The sequence below is a fragment of the Micromonospora palomenae genome (assembly GCF_007829925.1).
GTDB lineage: Bacteria > Actinomycetota > Actinomycetes > Mycobacteriales > Micromonosporaceae > Micromonospora > Micromonospora purpureochromogenes.
The window spans coordinates 1806079-1819426 of record NZ_VIXA01000001.1 but is presented as its reverse complement, the minus strand read 5'-3'; the positions used below and the strand labels follow the sequence as shown (position 1 = coordinate 1819426).

Below are 13348 nucleotides of genomic sequence, written 5' to 3'. Positions count from 1 at the left end.
TCCGGGGCTGCCTCTAGCATGGTCCGCGACCGGCGACAGTGGACGGACGCCATCGCGCGCGATGGCACAGAGTCATGGAGGCGACTGTGACCACCGAGGCCCCGGGCACCACCACCGGCTCCGCCCACCCGAGCGACCGGATCGACACCTCGGTGGCGCACCCCGCCCGGCGCTACAACTACTGGCTCGGCGGCAAGGACAACTTCCAGGCCGACCGGGAGTCCGGTGACGCCATCTCGGCCCGCTTCCCGACCATCCGCACCAGCGCCCTGGAGAACCGACGCTTCCTCCAGCGGGCGGTGCGCCACCTCACCCGCGAGGCCGGGATCCGGCAGTTCCTCGACATCGGCACCGGCATCCCGACCGCCGACAACACCCACGAGGTCGCCCAGCGGGTCGCGCCGGAGTCCCGGGTGGTCTACGTCGACAACGACCCGATCGTGCTGGCCCACGCCCGGGCGCTGCTGACCAGCTCGCCCGAGGGCGCCACCGCCTACATCGACGCCGACCTGCGCGACCCGGAGAAGATCCTGCGCCACCCGGACCTGCTGCGCACCATCGACCTGTCCCAGCCGGTGGGGTTGATGCTGGTGGCGATCCTGCACTTCGTCCCGGACGCCGACGACCCGTACGCGGTGGTGCGCCGCCTGCTGGAGGCGCTGCCGCCCGGCAGCTACCTCGCCGCGTCGCACGCCACCCACGAATACCTCCCCCCGGCGGTCGCCGCGGAGGCCAGGGCGGCGGCCCGGGGCGGCGGCCCGCACGGGCTGATCAACCTGCGCACCCTCGACGAGTTCACCGGCTTCTTCGAGGGGCTGGAGCTGGTCGAGCCCGGCCTCTGCTCGGTGGCCGAGTGGCGGGCCGAGGCCGAGCCGCAGCCGCGCCCCTCGGTGGCGGAGGTCAGCATGTACGGCGGGGTCGCCCGCAAGCCCTGAGCCCGGTTTCCTGAGCAACGGCGTCGGCTGCGGCCGGCGCCGTTCGTCGTTGGGTGTCCGTTTCTCCTTGACCGTCCGGAGCCGGTCCGGCTAGTCTCTGAATCGATCCAGACTGAATCGATCCAGAAGGGGGCCCCGGGTGCGACCGACACTCCAGGACGTGGCCACGGCGGTCGGTGTGTCACGCAGCACCGTCTCCAACGCGTACTGCCGCCCCGACCAGCTCTCGGCGGCGCTGCGCACCCGGATCCTCGACACCGCACGGCAGCTCGGCTACCCGGGCCCGAACCCGACGGCGCGCTCGCTGCGGCGAGGCTTCGCCGGCGCGATCGGCGTCCTGTTCACCTCGCAGCTGTCGTACGCCTTCACCGACCCGTTCGCCGTCCGGTTCCTGGCCGGTGTCGCCGCCGCGGCCGAACGGCACGGCACCAGCCTGCTGCTCGTGCCGCTGCCCACCGGGGCGACGCAGGCCAGGGCGGCCGTGGAGAACGCGGCGGTCGACGGGTTCTGCGTCTACTGCGCCGCCGACGAGGACTGGGCCCTGGACGTGATCCGCGGTCGCGGGCTGCCCTTCGTCACCACCGCGCCCCCCGCCGACCGGTACGTCGGCATCGACGAGCGGGCCGCAGCCCGGTCCGTCGCCGACCACCTCGTCGGCCTGGGGCACCGCCGGGTGGCGCTGCTCGCCGACACCGTGCTGCCCGAGGCGCCACCGGGGCCGCTGCGGCTCGCCGGTGCCGACGCCGCACGGCACCCGACCACCCGGGGTCGCCTGGCCGGTTTCGCCGACGCCCTGGCCGCGGTCGGCGTCGACTGGCCCGACATCACGCTGCTCAACGCCACCGGCAACAGCCGCGCCGCCGGGGCCGGGGCGGTGGCCGGCCTCTTCGCCGGCGACGATCCGCCGACGGCCGTGCTGGCCGCCTCCGACGTGCTCGCGCTCGGCGCCCTGGACGCCCTCGGGGAGCGGGCCGCCACGGTCTCGGTCACCGGCTTCGACGACGTCGCCGAAGCGGCCGCGGCCGGCCTCACCACCGTCCGGCAACCGGCCGAGGAAAAGGGCCGGATCGCCGCCGAACTGCTGCTCGACCCACCGGCCGACGACGCCGCCGGGCAGATCCTGCTCCCGACCGAGCTGGTCGTCCGCACCTCCACCCGTCCCGTACCGAGGAGTTGACCATGGAACAGCCGACCGGCTTCACCCTCGCCATCGACGCGGTCACCCGCCACGTCAACTCGGCCCGCCCGGACGCGCCGGTGCGCCCCGAGCGGGCCCGCCGCCACCGCCTGGCGCCCGTCCGGCTTGCCGCCGCGCACGCACTGCGCCGGCTCGCCGACCTCACGGAGCCGGCGCCCGCGCCCGCCCCGACCTGCCGTCCCTGACCGCCGGGGTGGCCGAGGCCACCCGGTAAGCACCCGGTAGGGTGCTTTTCCGGCCAGACGACGCCCAACCGGGCACCACGGTTGGTGTCCGGCCGGGCGGGCCGGGCAGACTGGAGCATCATGTCGTCGCTCACGCCCGCCACGCGCCTGCACGATCGGTACGTCCTGCGCGCGCCCATCGGCCTCGGCGGAATGTCCGAGGTATGGCGCGCCGACGACGAGGTGCTGCACCGCCCCGTCGCGGTCAAGGCCCTCGCCGCGCAGCTCGCCGCCGACCCGCAGCTGCGGGCCACCATCCAGCGGGAGGCGCGGGCCGCCGCCCGGCTCACCCACCCGCACGTCACCCAGGTCTACGACTACGGCGAGGCGACCCTGCCCGGTGGCGTGGTCGTGCCGTACCTGGTGATGGAGCTGGTCGAGGGGCGCAGCCTCGCCGACCGGCTCACCGCCGGCCCGCTGGCCTGGCCGGACGCGGTCCGCGTCGCCGGTCAGGTGGCGGCCGCGCTGGCCGCCGCGCACCGGATCGGCGTGGTGCACCGCGACGTCAAGCCGGCCAACGTCATGCTCACCGAGACCGGCGCCAAGGTCCTCGACTTCGGCATCGCCGCCCTCGCCGGCCCCCGCCACCCGCTCGCCGGCCAGACCGGCGAGCTGATGATGGGCACGCCCGCCTACTTCGCGCCGGAACGGCTGACACCCGGCCCGCCGGACCCGGCCAGCGACGTGTACGCCCTCGGCGCGCTGCTCTACCGCACCCTCAGCGGCCGGGCGCCGCTGCCGGTGCAGACCTGGGAGGACGCCCTGGAGGTGCACGCGCGGCACACTCCGGTGCCGCCGCTGCGGATCCCCGGGCTGCCCGCCGACATCGCCGAGCTCACCATGGCCTGCCTGTCCGTCGACCCGGCCCGCCGGCCCACCGCCGCGCAGCTCGCCGCCCGGCTGGCGGCCGGCCGACCGGCCGAGCCGCCCACCGCGCTGCTCCCGACTGTGCCGACGCCCCCGCAACCCACCCTCGTCGACCGGGCCGTCGCGGCGCCCCGGCCGCCCGCCACCCGTCCCGCGCCTCCGGTCGCCGCTGCGCCGCGCCGCCCGAACCGGGCGCTGGGCGTGCTGGTCGCGGCCGGGGTCGTGCTGCTGCTCGGCCTGGTCGGCGTGCTCGTCCTCGACGACGGGCCCGACCACCGCACCCCGGCCGCGCCGATCACCGCCGTTGAGGACGAGCCCACCGTCGAGCCGACCCCGTCGGCGGAGCCGTCCACCGCCCCGCCGTCGCGGGACGAACGGCCCGTGCCACGCACGGCGGGGCAGCTCGCCGACGAGTTCGCGGCCCTGCTCGACCGGGCGGAGGCGGCCGGCGACATCGACCCGAGGACCGCCGACGAGCTGCGCGACAAGCTCACGGAGCTGGAGGAGGGCAAGCCCAAGGACCGGCTCAAGCGGCTGCGGGAGCTGGCCGGCCGGCTCGCCGAGGCGGTCGAGAAGGACCGCATCGACGACGGCACCGCGTCCGAGCTGCGCGACCTGCTGGCCGGCTGGCCGCGCTCGCGGAGCAACGACTGACCCGGCTCAGACCACCACGACCGGGTCGCCGACCTCGACCCGACCCGCCCGCACCACCACCGCGTACGCGCCGACGCACGGCTGCGGCCCGAGCGCCGGCAGCGGCACCACCCGGTTGAGTCGGGCGGCCGCCCGCAACGCCTCCGGGTCGGGCGGCAGCGGTCCGTGCGCCAGGGTGGGTACCGCGCAGCGCGGGGTGGGCGCCACCACCCGCAGCAGCAGCTCGGCGCCGACGCGCAGCTCCCGACCCACCCAGCCGTTCTCCACGAAGGCCGGGCCGGCGTCGACGACCAGGTTCGGCCGGTACCGCACCGGGTCGACCGACCCGAGCGCGGCCAGGGTGGCCGTGGCGACCAGGTGCACCGGCGCGAAGTCGACCAGACTGCCCGGTGGGGCCGCCCCGCCCAGCCGGCTCTGCGTCGTCGGCGTCACCGCCGTCACCCCGGCCGACAGCACCGCGTCCGGGTCGGCCCGGTCCAGCACGGCGTCGTCCGGCACCGCCGCGGTCAGCCGTACCGCCCGGCTGAGCAGCCCGGAGAGGACGTCGTCCGCCCGGTCGTCCGCCGTGGTCAGCACCGTGCCGTCGGGGAGGGTGAGGCGTACCGGATCGGGGGCGTCGCCGGCCGCGCGGACGGTGAGCAGGCCCCGCCACAGTCGCGGCTGCTTGCCGCTGGCCACCCGCCCGGTGGTCCGGTCCACGAGGGCGAGCCGGCGGTCCCCGGCCACGCCCCGCTCGTCGACCGTCGCGGCGGTCAGCTGCTCACCGAGCATCGACTTCACCGGGTAGCGCCAGAGCTGCCCGAGGCGGCCGGTCACCCGTGGGCCGTCCGCACCCGGGCCGCGGCCTGCGCGACCCGCCGCGGGTCGAGCAGTCCCGTCCGCGTGCGCAGGCTGACCGCCGGGTCCAGCAGCCGCACCGGCCCGGTCTCCGCCAGGAACGCCGCCAGCAGTTCGTCGGCCAGCGCGGCGAACGGCGAGGTGGGGTCGGTGGCCACCTCCGCGACGATCAGCGCGGTCATCGCCAGATCCAGCTCCGGTGCGCCCTCGCGGGCGCTGCCCCAGTCGATGACCACCGGCCCGTCGGCGGTGACCATGACGTTCTCCGGATGCAGATCCAGGTGCAGGATTCGGGCGGCCGGGTCGGGAGAGCGCCGCGCGCGCAGGGCGTGCAGCCGGTGGTGCAGGGTGGCCAGGATCCGGGCGCCGGACCGGATGTCGGCGACGCCGGTGACGAGCGCCTCGGCCAGCGTCGGCCCGGCCAGCCGGGTCATCTCCAGGTCGGGGCCGTCGGCCCGGAACACCTCGGGCACCGGGTAGCCCTGCCCGCGCAGGTACGCCATCAGCTCCGCCTCGGCGCGGACGTCGCCACCGTCGCGATTGCGGCGGATCACCCGGTCCGCCCCGAGGGCGTACACGTCGGCGTCCCGGCCGGAGGCGAGCGGCGTGGCGGCGAGCACCGGCCCACGGTAACCCGCGGCCCCCGCCCGCGTGTGCCCCCGCCCGCGCGGCCCCGCCGGTCCGGCCGGCCGCGAGGCCGACAGCCGACCGTGGTCAGTGGAGGGTGGCGCGGGCGACCTCGCCGGGCGCGGCGCCCGCGCGGACCACCGGCGTGCCGTCGGGCCGCCACACCCCCGAGCCGCCGGCGCTCCGCGGGTAGTGGCTGCCGGACGGCCCGGCGAAGCTGGCGGTGGCCACCCACACGCCGTGGTCGGCGGCGACCCGCCGGGCCCGCGCGTCCGGCACCGCCGCGTCCGCGGGCGCCTCCAGCACCCCGGCCAGGTACGCGTCGACGCCGAGCGCCACGGTCCGCGCCGCGTGCTCGACCACCCCGGTGTCCTTGCAGACGGCCAGGCCCAGCCGCCAGCCGTCCACCTCGACCACCGCCGGTTCCCGGCCCGCGACGAACCGCGCGGCCTCCGCCCCACCCAGGAACATCTTCCGGTACGCCACCCGCACGCCGCCCCCGTCCACGGCCAGCACACCGATGTACGCCGCACCGGCGTCGTCGGCGACCGCTGCCCCGGCCAGCGCCAGCGCGCCCGTCGCCAGGCACGCCGCGACCAGCGGCGCCAGCCGGGGGTCGGCCGGGTCGAGCGGGGGAGCGTCCAACTCGTACCCGATCAGGGAGAGCTCGGGGAACAGCACCACACGGGCGTCGGCGGCGCGGACCAGCGCGGCGTGCGCCGCCACGTTGGCGGCGATGTCGTACGGGACGCAGTGGGGCTGGGCCACCGCGAGGGTGAGCGGCGTACGCACGGGTCGGCTCCCTTGCTGGATCGGCTCGGCGCAGGCACCGGACGTGGTCGATGCGCGCCCCGGCTCGTAACTTTGGTCCATGATCCCTGGCTCCCTGGCGCTCCACCCCCGCGCGGTCGTGTCCACCTCCGAACCGTCCGCGGAAGGTCCGGTCGGCTACGTCACCGGACTGGTGGAGCGGCTCGGTGGCCCGGGCGCCGGGCTGGCCGTGGCGCTGGAGAACCTCTTCCCGCCGATCCCGAGCGAGGTCATCCTTCCGCTGGCCGGCTTCGCCGCCGCGCAGGGAAAGATGAGCCTCGTCGGGGCGATCCTGTGGACCACGCTCGGCTCGGTGGTCGGCGCGTACGTGCTGTACCTGATCGGCGCCGCCCTGGGCCGTGACCGGATGCGCGCCATCGCGGCCCGGCTGCCGCTGGTCAAGCTCAGCGACGTCGACCGGACCGAGGCGTGGTTCCTCAAGCACGGCGTCAAGGCGGTGTTCTTCGGGCGGATGATCCCCATCTTCCGCAGCCTCATCTCCGTGCCGGCCGGGGTGGAACGGATGCCGGTCCGCACCTTCCTGCTGTACACGACGCTGGGCAGTCTGATCTGGAACACCACCTTCGTGATGGCCGGCTACCTGCTGGGCGAGAACTGGCACGTGGTCGAGTCGTACGTGGGTTCGTTCCAGAAGCTGGTCATCGCCGCCTGCGTGGCCGCGGCGGCCTGGTTCGTCGTCACCCGCGTACGCCGTGCCCGCCAAGCCCGCGCCTCCGCCGTTTCGTCTCCCGACCCGTTCGACCCGGCACCGCCGGCCGGCCCGGTGCAGGTCGGCCAGGTGAGCGGTCACCGAGGCACCGTCTACCGCGCCTCCTCCTGGCGCCCCGACGCCTGACCCCAGCCGACGCCCCTTGCCCTGGACGGCGTTCCCGCGGCTCGCCAAGGCCCGCCCATCGCGCCCGGTCTGGACTGGTGCCTGCGGGTTCGAATCCCGACGCGCGGTTTGCGGCGTGTCGGGGGAACCCGCGCCCACGTCACCGCGACACGCCGCAAACCGTGCAGCCGATGACAGCAGCCCTCATCGCGGCGCCCGGCGAAGGCCGGGAGGGACGACAGGCGTCTGCACCACTCCAGGGGTCCATGCGCGGATTGTCCGATTACGTGCGACCGCGCCCGACCTGGCTGGCCGGCCAGGTGCTCATGCGCGATGTCCGGTTCGGGGCCCGGCTGGGTGCCGTCCGATGTCCGGGTCTGGGCCGGCGAGTGGCGGATCGTCCCGTGATCGGGGGCACCCTGGCGGTGGAATGGTGGCCGGGCCGGTGTCGTTACATCACCTGGACGATCGCAGCAGCACCCCCGCTGGCCTGGCCCCCATCACGTGGGCCGCCCGGGGTGCCCACGGCCCGGAATGATGACGGGCCCCCGGGTCGTTACATCACCTGGACGATCGCACCCTGCTGGCCTGGCCCGATCACATGGGCCGCCCGGGGGATGGGCCCCCGGAATGATGGTGGGCCGCCGGTCGTTACACATGGACCCGGCGCCGCGAGCCCCCGCTCGTGAAGCCTGCCGGGACGAAGACTTTCCCCTTGATCTTTTGAGCGCCGTCGTGGTGCTTGCGCCCGCTCGACCCCCATCGAGGCTGGGTGCCAACCCCCGAATGGAGCCACTCTGATGAACACCACCATTCTGCGGAAGAGCGTGCTGGGTATTGCTGGTCTGGCTTTCGCCGGTGGCGTCTTCGCCGGCCCGGTGACCGAGGCTCACGCCGCCCCGGCTGAGGCGAAGTCGGTTGCGGTGGTGCAGGCGGACAAGCCGGGTGTGGACAAGGGCAAGCTGATCCCGCACGGTGTGCAGGGCAAGCAGTCGCGCATCACCCTGGACAGCGAGCAGACCGCGAACGTGAAGGCGATCATCGCGGCGACGAAGAAGTCGGGCATGGACGAGCGGGCCGCCGTGGTGGCGATCGCGACCGCTCTGCAGGAGTCGAAGCTGGAGAACCTGGGTCACCTGGGTGCCCGTAACGACCACGACTCGCAGGGCCTGTTCCAGCAGCGTCCGTCCTCGGGTTGGGGCACCGTTGAGCAGATCACCGACCCGGAGTACTCGACGATGGCGTTCCTGAAGGGTCTGAAGCAGGTCGACGGTTGGAAGGACATGCCGCTGACCAAGGCCGCGCAGACCGTGCAGGTCTCGGCCTACCCGGACCACTACGCCCAGTGGGAGAAGCAGGCCGCCGACCTGGTCGCCAAGCACTGGAGCTGACCCACCTGAACGATCACGCTGGCCGGCACCCCGAACCCGGGGTGCCGGCCAGCGGCATGTCCAGACCCACCCGTCGTCCCACAACCCCGTTGACCATGGAGTTGGCAGCGGAGTTGATCTCCTTCAGCACTGCCAACCTCATGATCAACGCATCGGTCGGGGAAGCGCGGGGCGGTAGGCGGCGGGTGGTCGAGGGGTGTGCGGGTTCGGGGGCGGCGAGGGCCGCGCGGAGGTTGCCCGCGGCGGGGGTGTGGCCCGCCGTGCCCGGCGCAGGGATCAAGCCTGACCGCCCGGAGCCGGGCACGGCGGGCCACACCCCCACCCACCACCCACCGCAACCCACGGGGCAGCGACCGACACCAGCAACCGTCGCCTCCAAAAGCCAACCCCCAACCCGACGTACCCCACCCGAAGAACGAACGCCAAGCACCCGGCCAGCAGAAAGAGCAAGCTCCCACCCCCGCAGCGGTGATCCGTTCCGACCCCGGTTACGTACTGCCCGGCGGGGACCGTGAAAGGGGAGCACCATGGCGGAGCCGGACCGGCACGACCAGACAGAGGTCACGGGGGAGGACCGGGAGCCGGTCGTCGAGGTGACCGGTGAGCCGCCGCCGGACGGTCCGTCCTGGCCGCGCGGCGCCCGCCTGCTGACCGCCGCCGCGATCGTGGTGCTGGCGCTCGGCGCGCTCGCGGTGACCGTCACCCTGGCCAACCCGGACCGGCTCGGCGTGGCCTTCTCCGGTGGACGGGGTGCGCCGACGTCCACCGGCGAGCCGGGCGGCGCGGGGGCGGCCGAGGCCGAACAGGCGGCGGAGGAGGCGCAGGCGGCCGCCGAGGAGAGCCTGACCGCGCCGGTGGCCGGCCGCCGCCGGGCGACGTTCGAGCTGGTCGACGGGGTGAGCGCGTTCCGGTTGCGTACCGGGGAACTGGGCGACGAGCTCTACCGGATCACCAGCCCCGGTGACTCCGGGGTGGTGCCACGGCCCGAGGTGCTCGGGGACCGGGTCCGGTTGCACCTGGACGGCAGCGGTCGGTCCGGGGCGGGCTCGGTCGACGTGGTGCTCAACTCGCGGCTGGTGTGGCGGCTCCGCCTGGTGGGCGGGGTCAGCGCCCACCAGCTCGACCTGAGGCAGGCCCGGCTGGCCGGGGTGGACATGGTCGGCGGGGCGTCGCGCATCGACCTGAGCCTGCCGCCCACCGCCGGCACCCTGACGGTGCGGATGACCGGCGGCGTCAGCCAGTTCACCATCCGGGCGCCGGGCACCCCGCCGGTACGGGTCCGCGCCGCCTCCGGCGCCGGCGGCGTCACCGTGTACGACGATCGGCACGACGGCCTCGCCGTCGGGGAGACGGTCAGCTCGCCGAACTGGGACCGCGCGGTCGACCGGATCTACGTCGACCTGGTGGGTGGCGCCAACCGGGTCACGATCGGCGCCGAGTAGGGGCGCGGCAGCGGTGGAGTGGACCACTGGAACCGGGCCACCCTCGGTGCGCGAGCCCACCGTCGGCATAGAGTCGGGCGGTGGACCGTACCGAATCGTTGCCAGCACAGACCCGACCGCCCGGCGTGGCCCCGGTCGATCCGGGCAGCGTGCTGCTGCCCGGCCACGACGTGCCGCTGGGGCGTTACACGACCGTGCGGCGGCTGCTGCCGCAGCGTCAGCGCCGGATGGTCGGCGCGTGGTGCTTCGTCGACCACTTCGGCCCGGACGACGTCGCCGAGCGGCCCGGGATGGAGGTGCCGCCGCACCCGCACACCGGCCTGCAGACGGTCACCTGGCTGCTGGAGGGCGAGATCGTGCACCGGGACAGCCTCGGCAGCGTCCAGCCGATCCGCCCCGGCCAGCTCAACGTGATGACCTCGGGGCACGGCATCGCCCACTCCGAGCGGTCGCCCGCCACGCACCCGCCGGTGATGCACGGCGTGCAGCTCTGGGTGGCGCTGCCGGACCCGGCGCGGGCCGGCGCCGCCGACTTCGCCCACCACGCCGAGCTGCCCCGCTGGCGCGACGGCGAGCTCGATCTCACCCTGCTCGTCGGCGAGCTGCGCGGCGAACGGTCGCCGGCCGTGGTGCACACGCCGCTGCTCGGCGTCGAGGTCGAGGCCCGCGCCGCGGCGACGGCGACGCTGCCGCTGCGACCCGATTTCGAGTACGGCCTGTTGGCGATGTCCGGCGCGGCGCAGGTCGACGGTCTGGACCTGGCCCCCGGCGCGCTGCTCTACCTCGGTGCCGGTCGGGACCGGCTGGACCTGCGGGCCGACGCGGGCAGCCGGCTGATGCTGCTCGGCGGTGAGCCGTTCGACGAGCCCCTGGTCATGTGGTGGAACTTCGTCGGCCGGTCGCACGAGGAGGTGGCCGCCGCCCGGGAGGACTGGATGGCCGGCCGGCGGTTCGGGGTCGTCGCCGACGACGCCGCCCCGCCGCTGCCCGCCCCGGAGATGCCGACCACCCGGCTCAAGGCGCGCGACCGGCGTGGCGACGTACGGGGCTGACCGGCAGGCGTGTCTGCTGTCGGGGCGGGTAGTCGCGGGGCATGACCCGCAGTGTGATGACCGAGGACAGGAAGCGGCTGGTACGTCGGCTCGCCGGCGAGGGCCGTGGCTTCGCCGAGCAGTACGGCTTCCGGGTGACCAACAACCCGTCGAGCCTGTTCCAGCTGCTCTGCCTGGCAGTGCTGCTGGCCCGCCGGGGTGACTTCCGGCGTGCCGTGGACAGCGCCCACGCCCTGCCCGACAACGGCTGGGACAGCGCCGCCCGGCTGGCCCGCTCGCTGCACGCCGACCGGACCCGCGTGCTGCGCGAGGCCGGCCAGCGCGGCGACGTCGACGAGCTGGCCAATCTCCTGGGCGACCTGGCCCGTACCGTCGTCGAGCGGTACCGGGGCGACCTGCGCCGGTTGCGCGCGTCGGCCGGGCACGACCCGGGCCGGGAGCGGGCGCTGCTCACCGAACTGCCCGGAGTGGACGACACGGTCGTCGACCTGTTCCTGCGCGAGACGCAGGCGCTGTGGCGGGAGGTCGCGCCGGTGGCGGACAAGCGGGCGTTGACGGCCGCCCGCCGGCTGGGGCTCGGGCGCTCCGCCGACGACCTCGCCGAGCTGGCCGGCAGCGGCGAGTCGGAGCGGTTGGCGTGGCTGGTCGGCGCGCTGGCCCGGGTCGACCTGGAGCAGCGGTACGCCGAGGTGACCCGCTGAGCCACGGGTGCCGTGGCCCACAGTCTTGGCAAAATCAGCCGTACGGGTGATGTCATATCGTATGATGATCGTGGCAGCGATGCCCGCCCGGTTCGGGCGAACATCCACCGCTTGGCGGTACGCGACCCGGTTCGGGCGTGGACCCGCCAGGGACAGGTACGCGTGGCGCCCCAGGTCGCGGTTCGTGACCCGGGGCGCCCGCCTGTTTCCCCCGCCGAGCCTCCCGCACGTCACCGGGCCAACGTGGCCAGCAGGTTCACCGTCGCGGCGATGATGATCGCCCCGAACAGGTACGACAGCAGCGCGTGCCCCAGCACCGTGCGGCGCATCTCTTGGCTGGTCAGGTTGGTGTCGGAAACCTGGAACGTGGCCCCGATGGTGAACGCCAGGTAGGCGAAGTCCAGATAGCAGGGCTTGCCGGGCTGGTGGAACTCCACCCCACCGTCCGGGCCGGTGTAGTAGATCCGCGCGTACCGGGCGGTGTAGACGGTGTGCACCACGCACCAGGACAGCAGCACGCTGACCATGGCCAGCGCGCCCGAGGCGTCCCGGTGCTCGCCCGGCTGCGCGGTCCGCGCGCTGGTCAGCACCAGCGCGACCGCCAGCAGACTGGCCAGGCAGGCGATCAGCAGCAGGACGTCCCGGACGGCCCGGTTGGGGTCCTCGTACACGGCCAGCGCCGCGGTGCGCCCGGCGTCCAGCGGCCAGAGTGTCCGCCAGACCAGCAGCAGCCAGCACAACGCCGCGGCGTCCCAGCCGACCAGCGGGGCCAGGCCGGGGGAGGCCAGCGCGGCGAACAGCCCGCCGGCGCACAACCCGACCGCGCCCATCACGGTGAGCTGGAGGGCGGCCGGAGTGTGCCCGTGCGGCGTCCGACGGGTCACGGGCGGGACCTCGGCGACCCGGTGGCTGCCCGCACCGCGCGCCGGCGGTTCAGATGCGGCGCAGGTGCTGCGAGACCCGCGTGTGCGGCTCCCGGGCCTGCGCGGCCCGCTGCGACGGGCTCAGCTCCGGGGCGGCGTCGATGGCGGCGGAACGGGCCACCTCGTTGCCGTTGGCGTAGTCCACCGGCGGCAGCGCGCGCAACGCCTTGAGCACCTCCGGCGGGGCGCCCTCCCGTTCCGCCTCGCGCACCACGTCGTCCTTCTCCGCCGGGTAGTCCAGGCTGGACAGGTACTGCAGGACGTCGGTGTAACTCGCCATGGCGTGAGCTCCCTCGCCGCCTCGATCCGGTCACGACCGGCGGCGGTTACCCGTCCGGCCCCGGGTCACGCGCCGACCGGCCAGGAAATCGGTGCCGTTTCCGACGCCCCGGGCCGGGTACGCGACCCGTCCGACGTCGAAGGGAGCGCGCCCCGATGAACTACGACACCTTCGTCGACCAGGTCGCCCGGCGGACCCGGACCGACTCCGAGCAGGCCGTGCGGCTGACCCACGCGACGCTGGAAACGCTCGCCGAGCGGCTGACCGGCGGGGAGGTCCTCGACCTCGCCAGCCAGTTGCCCGCGCCGTTGCAGCTGGTCCTCAAGCCCGGCCCGAGCATCGAGGCGGCCCAGCGGTTCGGCGCCGCCGAGTTCGTCGCCCGGGTCGCGCAACGGGCCGAGATCGACGAGACCGCCGCCCGGGAAGCCGTCCGGGCGGTCTTCACCACCCTGCGGGAGGCGCTCACCGGCGGCGAGTTCGACGACGTGGTGACCCAGCTGCCGCGCGACTACCGGCAGATGGTGGAGCCGGCGCTCACCCCCGGCGGGAGCGTGCTGCGCCGCGCCTGAGCC

The 13348-nt window shown here is 74.9% G+C and carries 15 protein-coding genes; 10 read left to right on the top strand and 5 right to left on the bottom strand.

Translation table 11 applies throughout. From position 1 onward, the window contains the following. Nucleotides 1–74 precede the first annotated feature (74 nt). The 4 genes from FHX75_RS08220 to FHX75_RS08205 all read left to right on the top strand — a co-directional run bounded on the left by FHX75_RS08220 (nt 75) and on the right by FHX75_RS08205 (nt 3878). On the top strand, nt 75–935 hold the full coding sequence (locus FHX75_RS08220) for an SAM-dependent methyltransferase (RefSeq protein WP_211364364.1): 861 nt from the start codon (nt 75–77) through the stop codon (nt 933–935). A gap of 139 nt (nt 936–1074) precedes the next feature. Continuing rightward, the gene (locus FHX75_RS08215) at nt 1075–2112 is read left to right on the top strand and encodes a LacI family DNA-binding transcriptional regulator (protein ID WP_154937754.1); all 1038 of its coding nucleotides are present in this window, start codon (nt 1075–1077) and stop codon (nt 2110–2112) included. 2 nt (nt 2113–2114) lie between these two features. Next, the gene (locus FHX75_RS08210) at nt 2115–2318 is read left to right on the top strand and encodes a hypothetical protein (RefSeq protein WP_154937752.1); all 204 of its coding nucleotides are present in this window, start codon (nt 2115–2117) and stop codon (nt 2316–2318) included. A 120-nt stretch (nt 2319–2438) separates the two neighbouring features. Further along, nucleotides 2439–3878 (top strand): serine/threonine-protein kinase, encoded by a 1440-nt coding sequence (locus FHX75_RS08205; protein ID WP_154937750.1) that lies wholly within the window; start codon nt 2439–2441, stop codon nt 3876–3878. Nucleotides 3879–3884: 6 nt separating this feature from the next. Here FHX75_RS08205 and FHX75_RS08200 read toward each other — a convergent pair whose 3' ends face one another. From FHX75_RS08200 to FHX75_RS08190, 3 genes are all read right to left on the bottom strand, one after another. Next, entirely contained in the window at nt 3885–4694 is an 810-nt protein-coding gene (locus tag FHX75_RS08200; RefSeq protein WP_154937748.1) for an MOSC domain-containing protein, read from the bottom strand. After that, nucleotides 4691–5335, bottom strand: coding sequence for a phosphotransferase (locus FHX75_RS30640; protein ID WP_170285313.1), 645 nt, complete (start codon nt 5333–5335; stop codon nt 4691–4693). The genes FHX75_RS08200 and FHX75_RS30640 overlap by 4 nt, the downstream gene beginning before the upstream one ends. 94 nt (nt 5336–5429) lie before the next feature. Beyond that, a complete protein-coding gene (locus FHX75_RS08190) occupies nt 5430–6134 on the bottom strand; it encodes a carbon-nitrogen hydrolase family protein (RefSeq protein WP_154937744.1) in 705 nt (234 codons plus the stop codon). A 79-nt stretch (nt 6135–6213) separates the two neighbouring features. On the opposite strand from FHX75_RS08190, the gene FHX75_RS08185 reads away from it, so the two are divergent. From FHX75_RS08185 to FHX75_RS08165, 5 genes are all read left to right on the top strand, one after another. Beyond that, nucleotides 6214–7008: a DedA family protein gene (locus FHX75_RS08185; RefSeq protein ID WP_154937742.1), complete on the top strand. Its 795-nt coding sequence runs from the start codon at nt 6214–6216 to the stop codon at nt 7006–7008. Between the two features lie 779 nt (nt 7009–7787). Then, nucleotides 7788–8378, top strand: a complete 591-nt coding sequence (locus tag FHX75_RS08180; protein ID WP_154937740.1) for a hypothetical protein — start codon at nt 7788–7790, stop codon at nt 8376–8378. A 527-nt stretch (nt 8379–8905) separates the two neighbouring features. Next, nucleotides 8906–9820 (top strand): GumC domain-containing protein, encoded by a 915-nt coding sequence (locus FHX75_RS08175; protein ID WP_246157784.1) that lies wholly within the window; start codon nt 8906–8908, stop codon nt 9818–9820. 80 nt (nt 9821–9900) lie between these two features. After that, nucleotides 9901–10872, top strand: a complete 972-nt coding sequence (locus FHX75_RS08170) for a pirin family protein (protein ID WP_154937738.1) — start codon at nt 9901–9903, stop codon at nt 10870–10872. Between the two features lie 41 nt (nt 10873–10913). Next, nucleotides 10914–11573 carry a hypothetical protein gene (locus FHX75_RS08165; protein ID WP_246157783.1) on the top strand — a complete coding sequence of 220 codons (660 nt, stop codon included), beginning with the start codon at nt 10914–10916 and terminating at the stop codon, nt 11571–11573. 230 nt (nt 11574–11803) lie between these two features. On the opposite strand, the gene FHX75_RS08160 is transcribed toward FHX75_RS08165, so the two are convergent. Next, complete coding sequence (locus FHX75_RS08160; protein ID WP_211364363.1) at nt 11804–12457, bottom strand: DUF1345 domain-containing protein; 654 nt, start codon at nt 12455–12457, stop codon at nt 11804–11806. Between the two features lie 49 nt (nt 12458–12506). Continuing rightward, on the bottom strand, nt 12507–12776 hold the full coding sequence (locus tag FHX75_RS08155; RefSeq protein WP_088962457.1) for a DUF2795 domain-containing protein: 270 nt from the start codon (nt 12774–12776) through the stop codon (nt 12507–12509). 155 nt (nt 12777–12931) lie between these two features. Here FHX75_RS08155 and FHX75_RS08150 point away from each other — a divergent pair, with 155 nt between their 5' ends. Next, entirely contained in the window at nt 12932–13345 is a 414-nt protein-coding gene (locus FHX75_RS08150) for a DUF2267 domain-containing protein (protein ID WP_154937736.1), read from the top strand. Nucleotides 13346–13348: the final 3 nt, after the last annotated feature.